Origin of the sequence: Teichococcus aestuarii, assembly GCF_042651065.1 — a bacterium.
In the GTDB taxonomy this organism is placed as follows: Bacteria; Pseudomonadota; Alphaproteobacteria; order Acetobacterales; family Acetobacteraceae; genus Pseudoroseomonas; species Pseudoroseomonas aestuarii.
Genome location: NZ_JBHSCH010000036.1, coordinates 27368 through 44095 on the forward strand (window position 1 = coordinate 27368; position 16728 = coordinate 44095).

Annotated in this window: 14 protein-coding genes; 8 read left to right on the top strand and 6 right to left on the bottom strand. The window is 72.7% G+C overall.

All coding sequences use genetic code 11. The annotated features are described in order from the left end of the window. Positions 1 to 34: 34 nt before the first annotated feature. Positions 35 to 796: a class II aldolase/adducin family protein gene (locus ACFOY6_RS14375; RefSeq protein ID WP_109517080.1), complete on the top strand. Its 762-nt coding sequence runs from the start codon at positions 35 to 37 to the stop codon at positions 794 to 796. 6 nt (positions 797 to 802) lie between these two features. Here ACFOY6_RS14375 and ACFOY6_RS14380 read toward each other — a convergent pair whose 3' ends face one another. Continuing rightward, positions 803 to 1444: a GntR family transcriptional regulator gene (locus ACFOY6_RS14380; protein WP_109517081.1), complete on the bottom strand. Its 642-nt coding sequence runs from the start codon at positions 1442 to 1444 to the stop codon at positions 803 to 805. Positions 1445 to 1583: 139 nt separating this feature from the next. Here ACFOY6_RS14380 and ACFOY6_RS14385 point away from each other — a divergent pair, with 139 nt between their 5' ends. From ACFOY6_RS14385 to ACFOY6_RS14410, 6 genes are all read left to right on the top strand, one after another. Beyond that, positions 1584 to 2711 (top strand): ABC transporter substrate-binding protein, encoded by a 1128-nt coding sequence (locus ACFOY6_RS14385; protein ID WP_379651436.1) that lies wholly within the window; start codon positions 1584 to 1586, stop codon positions 2709 to 2711. 4 nt (positions 2712 to 2715) lie between these two features. Next, positions 2716 to 4440, top strand: a complete 1725-nt coding sequence (locus tag ACFOY6_RS14390; RefSeq protein WP_379651438.1) for an ABC transporter permease — start codon at positions 2716 to 2718, stop codon at positions 4438 to 4440. Beyond that, positions 4433 to 5533, top strand: coding sequence for an ABC transporter ATP-binding protein (locus ACFOY6_RS14395; RefSeq protein ID WP_109517083.1), 1101 nt, complete (start codon positions 4433 to 4435; stop codon positions 5531 to 5533). The genes ACFOY6_RS14390 and ACFOY6_RS14395 overlap by 8 nt, the downstream gene beginning before the upstream one ends. Then, positions 5520 to 6770 (top strand): CaiB/BaiF CoA transferase family protein, encoded by a 1251-nt coding sequence (locus ACFOY6_RS14400; RefSeq protein WP_379637161.1) that lies wholly within the window; start codon positions 5520 to 5522, stop codon positions 6768 to 6770. The genes ACFOY6_RS14395 and ACFOY6_RS14400 overlap by 14 nt, the downstream gene beginning before the upstream one ends. Continuing rightward, positions 6767 to 7660 (top strand): HpcH/HpaI aldolase/citrate lyase family protein, encoded by an 894-nt coding sequence (locus tag ACFOY6_RS14405; RefSeq protein WP_379637159.1) that lies wholly within the window; start codon positions 6767 to 6769, stop codon positions 7658 to 7660. The genes ACFOY6_RS14400 and ACFOY6_RS14405 overlap by 4 nt, the downstream gene beginning before the upstream one ends. Positions 7661 to 7776: 116 nt before the next feature. Further along, positions 7777 to 8670: an aldose 1-epimerase family protein gene (locus tag ACFOY6_RS14410; RefSeq protein ID WP_379651440.1), complete on the top strand. Its 894-nt coding sequence runs from the start codon at positions 7777 to 7779 to the stop codon at positions 8668 to 8670. A 25-nt stretch (positions 8671 to 8695) separates the two neighbouring features. Here the strand turns inward: ACFOY6_RS14410 and ACFOY6_RS14415 are convergent, their stop codons facing one another. The 4 genes from ACFOY6_RS14415 to ACFOY6_RS14430 all read right to left on the bottom strand — a co-directional run bounded on the left by ACFOY6_RS14415 (position 8696) and on the right by ACFOY6_RS14430 (position 14878). Further along, entirely contained in the window at positions 8696 to 11662 is a 2967-nt protein-coding gene (locus ACFOY6_RS14415; RefSeq protein WP_379651442.1) for an HWE histidine kinase domain-containing protein, read from the bottom strand. 105 nt (positions 11663 to 11767) lie between these two features. Beyond that, entirely contained in the window at positions 11768 to 12838 is a 1071-nt protein-coding gene (locus tag ACFOY6_RS14420) for a phosphotransferase family protein (RefSeq protein WP_379651445.1), read from the bottom strand. 4 nt (positions 12839 to 12842) lie between these two features. Further along, positions 12843 to 13631 (bottom strand): SDR family NAD(P)-dependent oxidoreductase, encoded by a 789-nt coding sequence (locus ACFOY6_RS14425; protein WP_379651447.1) that lies wholly within the window; start codon positions 13629 to 13631, stop codon positions 12843 to 12845. An 8-nt stretch (positions 13632 to 13639) separates the two neighbouring features. Next, positions 13640 to 14878, bottom strand: a complete 1239-nt coding sequence (locus ACFOY6_RS14430; protein ID WP_109517088.1) for an acyl-CoA dehydrogenase family protein — start codon at positions 14876 to 14878, stop codon at positions 13640 to 13642. Positions 14879 to 14990: 112 nt separating this feature from the next. Between ACFOY6_RS14430 and ACFOY6_RS14435 the strand changes: the two genes are divergently transcribed. Then, complete coding sequence (locus ACFOY6_RS14435; RefSeq protein WP_379651449.1) at positions 14991 to 15998, top strand: NADPH:quinone oxidoreductase family protein; 1008 nt, start codon at positions 14991 to 14993, stop codon at positions 15996 to 15998. Here the strand turns inward: ACFOY6_RS14435 and ACFOY6_RS14440 are convergent. Further along, positions 15958 to 16728, bottom strand: a 771-nt coding sequence (locus ACFOY6_RS14440) for an acetate--CoA ligase family protein (RefSeq protein WP_379651451.1), incomplete at its 5' end; no start/stop codon positions are given. The two genes, ACFOY6_RS14435 and ACFOY6_RS14440, sit on opposite strands and share 41 nt — an antisense overlap.

The window sequence follows — 16728 nt, forward strand, 5'->3', positions numbered from 1 at the left end:
CGCCTTGAACCGGCTGCCCGCGGAGGAGACCCGCATGGCCGCGACGATCGAGAGCCTCAGCCGCAGCGCCGACGAGGAGGCGGAGTGGGCCCTGCGCCGCGACATGGCGGCCGTGTTCCGCGTCGCCGCGCGGCTGGGCTGGAACGAGCATATCGGCAACCACAACAGCCTGATGCTGCCGGGCAGCGCCACGCGCTTCCTGATCAACCCGCGCGGCTACCTGTTCCAGGAGCTTCGGGCGAGCGACCTCATCGTCTGCGACCTCGAGGGGCGCGTGCTGCAGGGGCGCGGCGAGCTGCGCAAGGTGGCCTTCCACATCCATGCGCGCATCCACCTGCAGAACCCGGCGGCGGCCTGCGTGGTGCATGTGCATCCGCGCTGGCTCACCGCGCTCTCGCTGCTGCGGGATGCCGAGCTGGCGCTCTCGCACCACAACAACCTCCTGCTCAACGACCGCATCGTCTATGACCGCGAGGGCGACGAGCCGGTGCATGTGAACGAGGAAGGCGACCGCATCGCCCGGCTGATGGGCGAGAAGAGCGTGATGGTGATGCGCGGCCATGGTGTCACCGTGGTCGGCCCCACCGTGCATGATGCCTTCGACGAATGCTACATCGCCGAGCGCACGGCCATGTACCAGATGACGGCGATGCAGACCGGCCAGCCGCTGCACCGCCTGCCCGAGGGGCTGCGCCGCCACCACCATGGCCCCTGGGGCGAGAAGCTGGATGCGCGGCTGCACCTCGACGCCTGGCACCGCATCCTGGGCCGCGAGGAGCCCGACTACGCGCAGTAGCGCGGGTCAGCCCTCCTCCACAGGCTGGTTGGCGGCCGAGCCCAGGATGTGCGACCGCACGCTGGCGGCCACCCGCGCGGCGTCGCCCGCGCGCAGCGCGGCCAGGATCTCGCGGTGGCCCTCCGCGCTGCGCCGCAGCGACTGCATGGAAGGCCATAGCACCAGCGGCCAGAGCCGGGCGCGGTCGCGCGTCTCGGTCGCCACCTCCACCAGGGCGCGGTTGGGCGAGAAGCCGTAGAGCGTGTCGTGGAAGTCGAGATTGGTGGCGCTCTGGCTCGCCGGGGTGCCCTCGGCCACGGCGCGGTCGAAGGCGTCGGCCTTCGCTTCCAGCAGGCGCAGGGCGGCGGCGTCCAGCTGCGGCAGGGCGGTGAGCGCCGCCTCCACCTCCAGCAGGGCACGCACCGCCAGCATGTCGCGGATGCGCTGGCGGTCCGGCGTGGCGACGCGGAAGCCGCGGTTGGGCACATGCTCCACCGTCTGCCGCAGCGCCAGCTCGGCCAGCGCCGCGCGGATGTCGAAGCGCGTGGCGCCGAAGCGCTCCTCCAGGTCCACCTGGCGCAGCCACTCGCCGGCGCGGTAGGCGCCGCCGCGGATGGCGGCCGCGATCTCGGCGGCCAGGGCGCGGCGCGGGCGGGGCGGTCGGGCCATTCGTGATCGTTCCTGTGCTGAAAGAGGGTTGTCAGGGGCGGAACAGCAGCCCTAGCGTATTGGCGCCAATAATTGCGCCAAAGAGCGCCGGGGTCGAGAGCGCCGTTTCCGGCGGACCCCATCGGGAGAGGACATGTCCATGAACCGGATCGGACGCCGCACGACCTTTGCCCTGCCCGCCCTGCTGCTGCCCGCCGGGCTGCGGGCGCAGGCGAACGCGACAGGAGCCCCCGCCGGCTACCCGCAGGGCTACCAGGAGGTGGTGGCGGGCGCGGAGCGCGAGGGAAGCCTGCTGATCTCCTCCATCATGTCGGCCGAGAACTGGCGGCCGGTGCTGGAGGGGTTCAACCGCCGCTACCCCAAGATCAAGGTGGAGACGCTCGACCTGCCGAACTCGCGCGAGGTGTTCGAGCGCTACCTCGCCGAGCGCGGCACCAACAGCCGCACCGCCGACCTGCTGGCCACCGCCGACCCCTCGGGCTGGATCGAGTTCCAGCAGCGCGGCGAGGTGATGCCCTATGAAAGCCCCGAGGCCGCCGCCTGGCCCGCCTGGTCGAAGCCCTGGCCCGGCGTCTACACCGTCTCGGCCGACCCGCTGGTGTTCATCTACAACAAGATGCTGGTGCCGGAGGCGCAGCAGCCGAAGAGCTTCGCGCAATTCGCCAACCTGGCGCAGGAGAACCGCGCTCGCTGGCGCAACAAGCTGACCAGCTACGGCGCGCACAATGGCGGCTTCGGCTACTCGGCCAATTTCGGCTTCGTGCAGAAGCATGGCGATCAGGCCTGGGAGTGGTTCAAGCAGATCGCCCCCGCCCAGCCGCGCTGGGAACGCTCCGGCGGGCCGATGACCGAGAAGGTCACCTCGGGCGAATACGCCGCCGGCTGGTTCGTCTCCGCCATCACCTTCTGGCCCCGGCTGAACGACCCGGCGCGGGCGCGCGTGCTGGGCTGGAACTTCATCGAGGACGGGCAGCTTGTCATCCTGCGCGGCATGGCCATCCCGAAGGGGGCGCGCAATGTCAACGCGGCCAAGCTGATGCTGGATTACATCGCCTCCGCCGAGGGGCAGCGTGCCTTCGGCCGCGGCGGGCTGACGCCGGCGCGCCCCGACATCCGCCCCGGCGAGGGCATCCGCCACACCTTCAGCTCGATCAGCGAGGCGGTGGGCGGCGAGAAGAACATCGCCTTCATCGACTACAACCCGGCGATGCTGGAGCAGTACCAGCCCTTCATCGACCGCTGGAAGCAGGCCTACGGCGTGAGCTGAGCCGATGAGCCTGGCCATGTCCCGGCCGGAGGCGCCGCCCGCGCCGCCGGCCATCCCGCGCGCCGCGCCGATCCAGTACGGCACCGCGCTGCTGGTGCTCGTGCTGGTGGCGGGGCCGCTGCTGCCCGTGCTGTTGCAATCGGTGCTCGACGGCGCGCTCTACGACGCCGAGTACAATTTGACGCTCGCCAATTTCGCCCGCTTGGCCCGCACCGAGGGCTTCGGGCTGGTGCTGCTGAACACGGTCGTGCTGGCGGCGCTGACCACGCTGGTGGCGCAGTTCGTGGGCACGCTGGCCGCCATCCTGTTCGGCCGCACCGACCTGCCCCTGGCGCGGGTGATGAGCGAGTTCTTCCTCTGGCCGCTCTACCTCTCGGCGCTGGTGCTCTCCTTCGGCTGGTACGCCGTCTATGGCCCGGCGGGCTACCTCACCATGCTGTGGCAGTCGGTGCTGGGCGAGGCGCCCTGGACGCTCTATTCGCTGGCCGGCATGGCGGTCATCGCCGGCGTGTCGCAGGCGCCGCTGGCCTATATCTACTGCCTCTCCTCCGCCAGCATCACCGACCCCTCGCTGGAGGAGGCGGCGCGCGTCTCCGGCGCCGGCACCTTCCGCACGCTGTGGCGCATCACCCTGCCGCTGATGAAGCCGGCCATCGCCTACAGCGCCGTGCTGAACTTCACCGTGGGGCTGGAGCTGCTCTCCATCCCGCTGATCTTCGGCGACCCGGCGGGCATCACCGTGCTCACCACCTTCCTGTTCAACAACGGCATCTCCTCGCCGCGGCCCGACCATGGGCTGGTGGCCACGGCGGCGGCGTTGATGCTGGCGGTGGTGTGCTTCCTGGTCTGGCTGCAGGGGCGGATGCTGGGCAACACGCGCCGCTTCATCACGCTCGGCGGCAAGGCGACGCGGCCCCGCCCCTTCCGCCTGGGCGGGCTGCGCTGGCCGCTGTTCATCCTGGCCGCGCTCTACATCCTGGCCACCGTCATCGCGCCGATCGGCGTGCTGGTGCTGCGCGCCTTCACCGCCTTCCTCTCGCCGATGATCCCGCTCTCGGAGGTGCTGACCACCGGCAACTTCGTGCAGATCTTCGAGTACCCCGTCTATTCCCGCGCGGTGTGGAACTCCTTCGTGGTCAGCCTGGTGGGCGGCGCCATCGCCACGGCGCTGATCGGGCTGGTGGCCATCATCGTGCACCGCTCGGAATTCCGCTTTCGCGGCGCGCTGCAATACCTGGCGCTGTTCCCGCGCGCGGTGCCGGGGGTGGTGGCGGGCATCGGCTTCTTCTACGCCTTCGCGCTGCTGCCCGGGCTCGGCTTCCTGCGCAACTCCATCTGGATCCTGGTGATCGCCTTCACCATGCGCTTCATCCCGGCCGGCATCGGCGCCGTGGCGCCCATGCTGCTGCAGGTGAGCCACGATCTCGACCGCGCGGCCCGCGTGCAGGGCGCCGATTGGTGGACGACCAGCCGCCGCATCCTGCTGCCGCTGATGCGCCCCGCCCTGGTCGGCTGCTTCACCATCCTCTTCATCTCCTTCTTCAAGGAATACTCGACCGCGATCTTCCTCTTCGCCCCCGGCAGCGAGGTCATCGGCACCACGCTGCTGCAGCTGTGGGTGCAGGGGGAGGTGGGCCTCGTCGCCGCGCTGGCGACCATCCAGGTGGCGGTCATCGCCGTCTGCGTCGCCGCCGTGCGCGGCATCTTCGGAGTGAAGCTGCATGGCTGACCTGACCATCCAGGGGCTGACCAAGCGCTTCGGCGGCGTCACCGCCGTCGATGACGTCAACCTGCACGTGGCGGATGGCGAGTTCGTCACCCTGCTCGGCCCCTCGGGCTGCGGCAAGTCCACCACCCTCGCCGCCGTGGCGGGGCTCGACCGCGCCGATGGCGGCCGCATCCAGGTGGGCGGCACGGTGTATTTCGACGCCGCGCGCGGCATCTACCTGCCGCCCGAGGCGCGCAGCTGCGGCCTCGTCTTCCAGAGCTACGCGCTGTGGCCGCACATGACGGTGGCCGACAACGTCGCCTTCCCGCTCACCCTCCGCAAGGTGGCGGCGGCGGAGCGGAAGCGCCGGATCGACGAGGTGCTGGCGCTGGTCGAGATGGAGCGCTACGCCGGCCGCTACCCGCACGAGCTTTCGGGCGGGCAGCAGCAGCGCGTGGCGCTGGCGCGCACGCTGGTGTACCGCCCGGCCATCCTGCTGCTGGACGAGCCGCTCTCCAACCTCGACGCCAAGCTGCGCGACCGCGCCCGCGCCTGGCTGGCCGAGCTGCGCACGCGGCTCGGCCTCACCACCATCTACGTCACCCACGACCAGATCGAGGCGCTCTCGCTCTCCGACCGCATCGTGGTGATGAATGGCGGGCGCATCGCGCAGATCGGCACGCCGCAGGAGATCTACGAGCGGCCGGCCGATCCCTTCGTGGCGGATTTCATCGGCACCACCAACTTCCTGCCCGCCCGCGTGGTGGGCGATGCGCCGGCCGGCGGCCGCGCCCTGCTGGAACTGGCCGACGGCCAGCGGCTGGAGGCGGTGGCCGAGCGCGCCGCCCCCGGCGGCAGCCGCGTCACCCTCGCCTTCCGCCCCGAGCAGATGCAGGTGGCGCCGCCGGGCACCGCGCCGGAGGGCGGCTCCGTGCTGGCCACGCGCGTCACCAGCCGCTCCTATGTCGGCGGCAACTGGCAGGTGGGGCTGGAGCTGGCGGGTGCCGCGCTGCGGCTGGAGGCGCGCCAGCCCCCGGCCGAGGACCGGCTCGATCTCTGGCTGCCCCATGCGGGCGGCATCCTGTTCCGGGGAGGCGCCGATGTCGCCGCTTGATACCGCGCGGGCCGCCGGCCTGCCCCATGCCGACTACACGCCCGGCGCCTCCGGCCCGCTGGACGGCGTGCGGGTGCTGGACCTTTCCCGCCTCGTCGCCGGCAACACGCTGACGCAGCACCTGGCCGATTTCGGCGCCACGGTGGACAAGGTGGAGCCGCGCGACGGCGACACGCTGCGCGGCTGGCGGGTGCGCGGGGTGGAAACCGCCTGGAAGGTGCATGGCCGCGGCAAGCGCAGCCTCTGCATCGACTTCCGCCACCCCGAGGCGGTGCCGCTGATCCGCCGCCTGGTCCCCGGCGCCGCCATCCTGGTGGAAAGCTTCCGCCCCGGCACGCTGGAGGCGATGGGCCTGCCGCCGGAGGAATTGCTGAAGCTGGAGCCGCGGCTGATCATCGTCCGCATCTCCGGCTGGGGGCAGGACGGGCCCTATTCCCGCCGCCCCGGCTTTGGCACGCTGGTGGAGGGCTTCGCCGGCTTCGCCGACATGAACGGCTTCGCCGACCGCGAGCCGGTGCTGCCGCCCATGTACCTGGCCGACACCATCGCCGGCCTCACCGGCGCCTTCGCCGCCATGGCGGCGCTGCGCGCGGTGGAGATGCGCGGCGGCCAGGGCCAGGTGATCGACCTGCCGCTGCTGGACCCGCTGTTCACCGCGCTCGGCCCGCAGGCGGCCAACTACCGCCTCACGGGAAAGACCAAGCCGCGCACCGGCAGCCGCTCCACCGGCGCGGCGCCGCGCAACGTGTATCGCACCAGGGATGGCGGCTGGGTCTGCCTCTCCGCCTCCACCCAGGGCATGGCGGAGCGGGTGCTGCGCTCCATCGGGCGCGGCGAGCTGGTCGAGGACCCGCGCTTCCGCACCAACGAGCAGCGCGTGGCGCATGGCGAGGAGCTGGACGCCATCATCGGTGCCTTCGTCGCCCAGAAGACATTGGAGGAAAACGTGGCCTTCTTCGAAGCCGCCGAGGTCACCATCGGCCCGGTCAACGACATCGTCCGCTTCATGGCGGACCGGCATGTGCAGGCGCGCGGCCTGCTGGCCGAGTATCCGGACGAGGAGATGGGGCAGTTCCCGATGCACGCCATCCCGGCCCGCCTCTCCGGCACGCCGGGCGCCATCCGCGCCCCGGCGCCGCGCCTCGGCCAGCACAGCCGGGACATCCTGGCGGCGGGCGGCTTCTCGGCCGCCGAGATCGAGGCCGCCGCCGCCGCCGGCCTGGTGATGGCGCCATGAGCCCGCGCCCGCACCCGGTGTGGCGCTCCGGCCTGTTCGTGCCGGTGAACGTCGAGCGCTTCCTGGCCCGCGCGCATGAGCGCGGCGCCGACGCCATCCAGCTCGACCTGGAGGACAGCATCGCCCCCGCCGACAAGCCGGAGGCCCGCCGCAAGGTGGAGGCCGCCGTGGCCCGGCTGAAGCGCGAGGCGCGCGCCGACATCCTGGTGCGCATCAACCAGCCGCTGGAGGATGCGGTGCGCGACATCGAGGCAGCGGTGATCCCCGGCGTCGCCGCCATCATGGTGACGAAGGTGGAGGGGCCGGACCATCTGCGGCTGCTGGACGAGCTGGTCTCGCGCCTGGAGCAGCAGCGCGGCCTGCCGGAGGGCGGCATCCGCTTCGTGGCGCTGATCGAGGCGCCGGGTCCGCTGGCGCAGGCGCATGCCATCGCCCGCGCCACGCCGCGCACCGTGGGCCTCTCGCTCGGCGCCGAGGACTACGCCACGGCGATCGGCGGCGAGCCGACCGAGGAGGTGCTGCTGATGCCCAAGCAGCAGATTTTGCAGGCGGCGGTGGCCGCCGGGCTGATGCCGCTCGGCACCATCAGCACCGTGGCCGATTATTCGGACCTCGCGGCCTATGAGCGGGTGGTGCGGCGCTCGGCGGCCTTCGGCTTCGTCGGCGCCTCGGCGATCCACCCGGCGCAGGTGCCGGTGCTGAACGCCGGCTTCAGCCCCTCGCCCGAGAAGGTGGCGGCGGCGGAGCGGATGATCGTGCTGGACCGTGAGGCGGCGGCGCAGGGGCGCGGCTCCTTCGCCATCGACGGCAAGATGATCGACATCCCGATCATCCGCCGCGCCGAGGCGCTGCTGGCGCGTGCCCGCGCCATCGCCGCCCGCGCCGCCTGAGGGAAGTGGCGGGCCGGGCACCGCAGGGGTCGCCCGGCCTTGCCGTCTTGCCTTCGGCGGGCGGTTGCTGTTTCCGGTGCCCCGGCGGACTCACGCCGCCGGAAGGACACCGCCCCATGGATGACAAGCCCCTCCTGCTGCGCCATGGCGGCGCCAGCCTCGCCCTGGCCCGCTATGGCGCCGAGCCGCGTTCCTGGTGCGTGGAGGGACAGGAGCTTCTCTGGAACGCCGACCCGGCCTGGTGGCCGCAGACCTCGCCCATCCTGTTCCCCGTGGTCGGCTGGACGCGGGGCGGGGAGATCCGTCACGAGGGCCGGCGCTACCCGATGGGCGTGCACGGCTTCGCCGCCGCCAGCCTGTTCGAGGCGGTGTCGCAAGGTCCGGCGGAGGCGCGGCTCCGCCTGCGGGACACGGCGGAAAGCCGCGCCCGCTTCCCCTTCGCCTTCTGCCTGACGGTGTCCTACCGGCTGATGGCGCGGGGCTTCTCGGCCGGGTTCGCCATCCACAATCCGGGCGCCGTGCCCCTGCCCTATGCGCTGGGCCTGCATCCCGGCTTCGCCTGGGACCCGACGGTGCCGGGCGCCGGGGGCCATGTGCTGCACTTCAGCCGCGCGGAGCGGCCGGAGGTGCCAGAGATCGCCCCGGGCGGGCTGTTCTCGGCGCGGCACCGGCCGGTGCCGCTGGAAGGCCGCCGCCTGCGCCTGAGCCCCGGCCTGCTGGCGCGGGAGGCGCTCTGCTTCCTGGGGCTGCGCAGCCGGGCCGTGTGCTTTCACAACGGCGCGCGGGGCCGCATCGCCCTGCGGCTGGAGAACTTCCCGCACCTGGCCCTCTGGTCCCCGGCCGGCGCGCCCTTCCTCTGCCTGGAAGCCTGGACCGGGCATGGCGATCCGGAAGGATTCAGCGGAGAGCTGGCCGAGAAGCCCTCGATGCGCTGGCTGCAACCGGGGGAAACCGGGCGGCACCGGGTCTCCTTCCGCTTCCTGCCGCCCGGAAAACTCCCAGGCGGCTGAGGCCCCGGCCCGGCCGCCGGGGCGTTCAGGCCAGCATCCGCCCCACTGTGCGGTGCAACGCCGAGGCGATCTCCGCCGGCGTCACCGGCTTGCACAGGACGGCGGCCGCCTTGCCCCGCCAGTCGCCGAGATCGCTGTAGCCGCTCATGAAGACCACCGGGACGCCCTGTGAGGCCAGTTTCTCCGCCACGGAAAACGAGCTGCGTCCGGCCAGGTTGACATCGAGCAGCGCCACATCGGGCCGCGCCTCCCTGCCGAGGAGGCCCAGGGCGGCCTCCGGCGTCGCCGCGGGGCCCAGCACGGTGCAGCCCAGCGCGGCCAGGATCTGGGCGGTATCCTCGGCGATCAGGGCCTCATCCTCGACCACCAGCACCCGCACCCCCTGCAGCGCAGGGGCGGCAGGCGGCATCTCCCCCGGCGCCGGTGCCGCGTCCGGGGAGGCGGCCTGCTCCTCCGCCGCCAGGGAAACCAGCGTGCCGGGCACGGCGATCGTGCAGCGCAGCCCGCCCTCGTCCCAGTCGAGCTCCGCGGTGCCGTCCAGCTGCCCGGTGATCGCCGTGCGCAGCAGGCGGCTGCCGAAGCCCTGCCGGGTGGGCCGCCCCGGGATGGCCGGCCCTCCCCGTTCGCTCCAGCACAGCCGGAGCATGCCGTCCTCATGCTGCCGCCAGCGCAGCACCACCTGCCCCTCCGGGCGGGACAGGCTGCCATGGCGCGCCGCATTGGTCGCCAGCTCATGCAGCGCCATCGAGAGCGGCTGCACCGCCGAGGCCTCAAGGCGCAGCGGCGGCCCGTCCAGCAGGATGCGCTCCCGCCCCGCGGCGGCGCCACGATAGGCGGCGAGTTCCTCCTCGGCCAGGGCCCGCAGGGTCGCGCCGCTCCACTTCTCCCGCGCCAGCAGCTCATGGGTCCGCGCCAGCGCGGCCACTCTTCCCTCCACGGCCTCCGCGAAGGCACGCGGATCGTCGTTGCGGCTGAGCCGCACCACGGAGAGCACAACGGCCAGCACGTTCTTGGCGCGGTGGTCCACCTCGCGCATCAGCAGCCCCTGGCGTTCCTCCGTCTGGCGCCGCGCCGTCACGTCGAACATGACGCCGACGAAGCGCGGGCCGGTGGCCCCGGCGGCGTGGATGAAGCGGCCATAGGATTCCATCCAGCGCTCCATGCCATCATTGGCGCGGCGGATGCGGTAGGTGGCGTGATACAGGCTGCCCTCCTGCTCGGCCTGCCGCCAGGCGCCGCGCAGAACCGGTAGATCCTCAGGGTGGACATGGGTGCGCCAGGCCTCCAGCGTCGTCTCGCCGCCCGGCGGCGGCGTGCGGCCCAGCATCAGGAAGACATGGCGCGAGAAGATGAGCCGGCCGCTGGCGATGTCGAGATCCCAGCTGCCCATGCCGGTGCCCTCGATGGCCAGCCGCAGGCGCTCCTCGCTGGCCGCCAGCGCAAGGACCGCTCGCTGGTGCTCGGTGATGTCGCGCGTGGTGCCATTGACCCGCAGGGCACGGCCGGTCGCGCGGTCGCGCTCCGTGACCTCCGCATCCACGGCGAGCCAGCGCTCGGCGCCGGTGTCGAAGCGGTGGAAGCGGAAGACGTGATGGACCGTGGAGACCCCCTCCCTTCCCAGAAAGGCCGCCTCAATCTTCCGGGCGAAGCCGGGCCGGTCCTGCGGGTGCACCTGCGCCAGATAGCCGGCCAGGTCTGGCTGAGGGGCGCCGGCGTCCAGCCCGTGCAGGCGCTGCTGTTCCTCCGAGCGCCAGAAACGGTCGCGGGCGACATCGTATTCGAACACGCCGAGCTGCCCCACCGCCTGCGCGGTTCGCAGCCGGGCCTCGCCGGCGCGCGCCTCCGCCGCCTGCAGGCGCAGCGTGGCGTCGGCCGCGCCGAGGTGGCGGCGCAACGTCTCGAACTCCGCCACGGCCATCGGCACCGCGCGCAGCGGCGGCGTGGCGCCGGGGCGCGTCACCGTCGCCGCGTCGGCGGTCAGCGCCCGCACCGGGCGCAGCAGCCGCCCTCCCAGCCAGAGCGCAAGAGCCAGGCCTAGCAGCAGCGCCAGGGCCGCGCCCACGGCCAACGCCTGCATCGGCCGGCGCCAGCTCGCCTCATAGGCCGCCGCGGCCTCGCTGACGGCGATGCTCCAGCCCGGCGCGGCGGCGAGCGTGGCGAAGCCGAGCACCACGGGCTGCCCCTCCAGGGCCTGCCCTGTGAGGAAGCCGCTGGTGCGCCCGGCCTTGCCGGCGGCATACCAGCCTGGCGCGGCGCGCCCGACATACCGCGCATGGTTGCGGGAACGGGCGACGACCATGTCGTGCTGGTCCGTCACCACGGCGAAGGCGGTGGGGGGCAGGTTGTGCCGCTCCAGCAGCCGGGCGATGCGGGCGGGGTCCAGCGCCATGCCGATGGCGCGGATGACGCGCCCCTGGCGCGTGACCGGGGCGAAGACGAAAGCCACCTGCCGCCCTGAGCGCAGTCCCCGTGCCAGGCTGCCCACGGCGGGCCGGCCGGTGCGGAAGACCCGGGGCACCGGGGCATCCGGCTCCGGCAGGCGCAGCCCGCTGCCCAATGGCTGCGCGGCCGGCGCCAGGGTATGCAGCAGCATCGCATAGTCGGGTCCGGGGCCCTGCACCACCACCCAGCTATCCATGGCCGCCGCGATGGCGTGGGCCCGGGCGCGGAACCGGGCGAGGGCCGCCTCGCCTGCTCCCTCGTCCAGCTCCGGCGCCGCGGCCAGGCCGGCCAGTGTCGCCTCATAGGCGCCGATCTCGCGGTCGAGCGCCAGCGCCAGCGCCCGTGCCGTGTCCTGCAGCCGCCCCTCGAAGGCGCCGCGATAGGCCTGGATGGCCTGCCAGGCCACGGCACCACCGATACCCAGGGCAGGCAGCAGGAGGGCCATGGCGAAGGCGATCAGATAGGCGCGCAGGCCTGGCAGCCAGCGTTCCCGCCCCGCCCCGGCCTGAATGCCCGCTTTGTGCTCTCCAGGCCGATCCGGCTGCGTCATCTGCCACATTCAGCCCGCATTCACACAGGCGAGCGGGCAAGGGCAGCCATGCCATGCCGCACGGGGACGGAGCAAGAGCACACTGCGAAATAGTGCAACCCAGCGTCAGCTCAACCTTTGGGCGATGGCCCAGCCGCCCTCTGCCATGCCGCGGTAGCGGTCCCGATAGCCGATCGCGCGGGGGTCGGCGGCGTTGCCGTCCAGCGCCCGCTTCCAGACGCCCGCCACGATCGAGGCCAGGCGGAACATGGAGAAGATGATGAACACGTCGAGGTCGCGCGGCACCGGCCGCCCTGCCGCCCGCGCGTACTCCGCCACGAAGCTTTCCTGGTCCGGAATCCCGCTCACGGCGAAATCCTCGCCCAGCAGGCCGGTGGCCCCGCTCGGGCCGGGCGGCATGTGGTAGGTGAGGCAGGCATAGCCGAGATCGGCCAGCGGGTGGCCGAGGGTGGCCAGCTCCCAGTCCAGCACCGCCACCACGCGCGGCTCGGTGGGGTGGATGATGACGTTGCCCAGGCGGAAATCGCCATGCGCGAGCGTCGTCTCGTCATCCGCCGGCAGATGGCGCGGCAGCCATTCGGCCAGCTTCTCCATCTCCGGCATCTCCTCCACCTGCGCGGCGTGCCACTGCTTGGTCCAGCGCGCCACCTGGCGGGCCATGTAGCCCTCCGGCTTGCCGAAATCGCCGAGGCCCGCGGCGCGCCAGTCCACCGCGTGCAGCGCCGCCAGCACCCGGGCGAGGTCCGCATAGATGGCGGCGCGCTCGGCCGGGTCTCCGCTGCGCATCACCCGGTCGGGGAAGATGCGGCCGGGGACGTGGTCCATCAGGAAGAAGGGGGTGCCGATGACATCCGCATCCTCGCAGAGCCAGCGCATGGCGGGCACCGGCACGCCGCTGCCCTCCAGCGCGCGCATCACGCGGTATTCGCGCTCCACGGCGTGGGCGCTCGGCAGCAGCTTGCCGGGCGGCTTCTTGCGCAGCACGTAGTCGCCCGCATCCGTCGCCACATGGAAGGTGGGGTTGGACTGGCCGCCCTGGAACTGGCGGATGGCCACCGCCCCCTCGAAGCCCGGCAGCCGCCCGGCGAGGTGGCGCCGCAGCGCCGCCTCGTCGAAGCGGTGGTTCTCCAGCACGGGCACCAGCGCGGGCGTGCCGGCCAGCGCGCTCTCTGGCATGGCCCTACTCCTCCCCGGTGGCCGGCGAGCCCGCGACGATCCCGCCATCGATGACGATGGTCTGCCCCGTCATGAAGCTGCCGGCCGCGGAGGCCAGGAACACCGCCGCGCCGGCGATCTCGTCCGGCTCGCCGATGCGCTGCAACGGCGTGTCCCGCGTGCGCTTGCGGTAGATCTCGGGGTCCTCCCACAGCGCGCGGGCGAAGTCGGTGCGCACCAGGCCGGGGGCGATGCAGTTGGCGCGCACGTTGCGCGGCCCCCATTCCACCGCGATGTTGCGCACGAGCTGCATGTCGGCCGCCTTGGAGATGGCATAGCCGCCCAGCACCGGCGAGCCGCGCAGCCCGGCGATGGAGGAGATGACGACCACCGTGCCGCCGCCGCGCTCCGCCATGCCCGGCATCACCATGTGGGCCAGCCACAGGTTGGAGCGGACATTGGAGCCCATGATCTTGTCGAAGGCCTCGTCCGGCATGTCGATGGCCGGGCCGAAATAGGGGTTCACCGCGGCGTTGCAGACCAGCGTGTCGATGCGGCCCCAGCGCGCCATGGTGGCATCGACCAGCGCCTGCAATTCCGGCTTGCGGCCGATGTTGCAGGCATGGGCGAAGGCCTCGCCGCCGCGCGCGTTGATGCCGTCCACCACCTCCTGGCAGGCATCGAGCTTGCGGGAGGAGACGACGACCTTCGCGCCCTGCTGCGCCATGCGCTCGGCGATGGCGCGGCCGATGCCGCGCGAGGCGCCGGTGACGATCGCCACCTGCCCGGTGAGGTCGAAGAGCGAGCGGTCCATGGCGGTGTTCACACGGATTCTCCCGGGCGGGCGTTGCGCGGGGCGCGGTACTTGTTCAGCTCCATGCGGCCGAGCTGGAACTTGTGCACCTCGTCCGGCCCGTCGACGATGCGCAGTGTGCGGGCGATCTTGTACATGTAGGCCAGCCCGAAATCCTCGGTGACGCCGGCCGCGCCATGCGCCTGGATCGCCCAGTCGATCACCTGGCAGGCCATGTCCGGCGCCGCCACCTTGATCTCGGCGATCTCGGTGCGCGCCACCTTGTTGCCCACCGTGTCCATCCGCCACGCCGCGTGCAGCGTCAGCAGCCGGCACTGGTCGATCAGGATGCGCGACTGCGCGATGCGGTCGATGATGACGCCCTGGTCGGCGAGCGGCTTGCCGAAGGGGCGGCGCTCCAGCGAGCGGCGGCACATCATCTCGAGCGCCCGCTCGGCCAGGCCGATGGCGCGCATGCAGTGGTGGATGCGCCCCGGGCCAAGCCGCCCCTGCGCGATCTCGAAGCCGCGGCCCTCGCCGAGCAGGATGTTGCCGGCCGGCACGCGCACATTCTCGAACAGGATCTCGGCATGGCCATGCGGCGCGTCGTCGAAGCCGAACACCGGCAGCATGCGCTTGATGGTGACGCCCGGCGTGTCGCGCGGCACCAGGATCATCGATTGCTGCTTGTGCTTCTCCGCCTCCGGGTCGGTCTTGCCCATGACGATGAAGATGGCGCAGCGCGGATCGCCCGCGCCCGAGGACCACCACTTGCGGCCGTTGATGACGTAGTGGTCGCCATCCCGCACGATGCGCGTCTGGATGTTGGTGGCATCCGACGAGGCGACATCCGGCTCCGTCATGGCGAAGCAGGAACGGATCTCGCCGGCCAGCAGCGGCTTCAGCCAGCGCTCCTTGTGCTCCTCGGTCGCGTAGCGCTCCAGCGTCTCCATGTTGCCCGTGTCGGGCGCGGAGCAGTTGAACACCTCGCTCGACCACGGGTAGCGGCCCATGATCTCGGCCAGCGGCGCGTATTCGAGGTTGGTGAGGCCGGCGCCATGGCCCGATTCGGGCAGGAAGAGGTTCCACAGCCCCGCCTCGCGCGCCTTGGGCTTCAGCGCCTCGGTGATCGGCACCGGCTGCCAGCGGTCGGTCATCGCCGCCTGCTGCTCGTGGTGCAGGTGGTCGTTCGGCGCGATGTGCTCGTCCACGAAGGCGAGCAGCCGCTCCCGCAGCGCCGCCACCTTCGGCGAGTGACTGAAATCCATCCGTTCCGCTCCGTCTCTTCGTTCAGGTCGATTGGGTGTGGCGCACAGGCTTGCGCGGATGCCGCCGCGTGTCCAGGCTGGGCGCCAAGGATCGCCCGGGAGAACGCCGCCGATGAAAGCCATGCTCTGCCACGCCTATGGTCCCCCTTCCGGCCTGCGCGCCGGGGAGCTGCCGGAGCCGGTGGCCGGCCCTGGCGAGGTGCTGCTGCATGTCGAGGCCTGCGGCGTGAACTTCCCCGACACGCTGCTGATCGAGGGGCGATACCAGCAGAAGCCGCCCCTTCCCTTCGCGCCGGGCGGCGAGGTGTGCGGCACCGTGGCGGCGCTGGGCGAGGGCGTGGCGCGGCCGCCCATCGGCACCCGCGTGGCGGCGCTGATCACCTGGGGCGGCTTCGCCGAGGCCGTGGCGGTGGAGGCGGCGCGCATCGTGCCGGTGCCGGAGGGCGTGGCGCCGGCGGCGGCGGCCTCCATCTGCCTTGCCTACGGCACGGTGCTGCACGCCCTGCGCGACCGCGGTGCCCTGCAGCCCGGCGAGACGCTGCTGGTGCTGGGCGCGGCGGGCGGCACCGGCATGGCGGCCATCCAGATCGGCCGGCTGCTCGGCGCGCGCGTCATCGCCGCCGCCTCCACGGCCGAGAAGCGCGCGGCCTGCCTGGCGCAGGGCGCCGAGGCCGCCATCGACTACACCGCCGAGGGCTGGCGCGACGAATTGCGCGCCCTCACCGGCGGGCGCGGCGTGGACGTGGTGTTCGATCCCGTCGGCGGCGCGCAGGCCGAGCCGGCGCTGCGCTCCACGGCGTGGCGCGGGCGCTACCTGGTGGTGGGCTTCGCGAGCGGCGAGATCCCGCGCCTGCCCTTCAACCTCGCGCTGCTGAAGGGCTGCGCCATCGTCGGCGTGTTCTACGGCGACTTCGCGCGGCGCGAGCCGGAGGCCAACCGCGCGCTGCTGGCCGAGCTGTTCGCCTGGGTGGCGGCAGGGCGGCTCGCGCCGCACATCTCCGCCACCTATCCGCTGGAGCAGGCCGCCGAGGCGCTGGAAGCGCTCGCCGCGCGGCGCGCCACGGGCAAGCTGGTGCTGCTCACCCACGCGGCGCCGTCTCCGGAGGCCGCAGCGCGATGAGCGCGTCCACCGCCAGCTGACGGGTGCCGTTGCAGATCACCGGGTTCACGTCGATCTCGGCGATGCGGTCCGCATGGTCCGCCGCCAGCTCCGAGACGCGCTGGACGATGCCGGCCAGGGTGTCGAGATCCACGGCGGGCAGGTTGCGGAAGCCCTCCAGCAGCTTCGCGCCCTTCAGCCGCACCAGCATCGCCCGCGCCTCGGCATGGCCCACCGGGGCGAGGGCCACGGCGCTGTCGCGCAGCAGTTCCACCAGGATCCCGCCCAGGCCCACCAGCACGGTTGGGCCGAAGAGCGGGTCGCGCACGGCGCCCACCACCATCTCGATGCCAGCCGGCACCATGGGCTGCACCAGCACGCCGTTGAGGCGCGCACCGGGCGCCGCGCGGGCGGCGTTGGCCATCACCTCGGCATGGGCGGCGCGCACCGCCGCGGCGTCGCCCAGGTTGAGGCGGATGACACCGGCCTCCGTCTTGTGCGGCAGGTCGGGGGATTCGACCTTCAGCACCACCGGGTAGCCGGCGGCCTCGGCGGCGGCCACGGCGGCCTCGGCATCGTTCACCAGCGTCTCGGCCACCACGGGCACGCCATAGGCGGCGAGCACGGCCTTGGCCTCACGCTCGGTGAGCACCGGGCCGGAAGCGCGGTCCAGCAGCGCGGCCTCGGCCCCGGCGGCGCCTGCCGGGGCGGCACGGCGGCGGTCGGGGCCGCCCGCCGCGCGGAGCGCCCC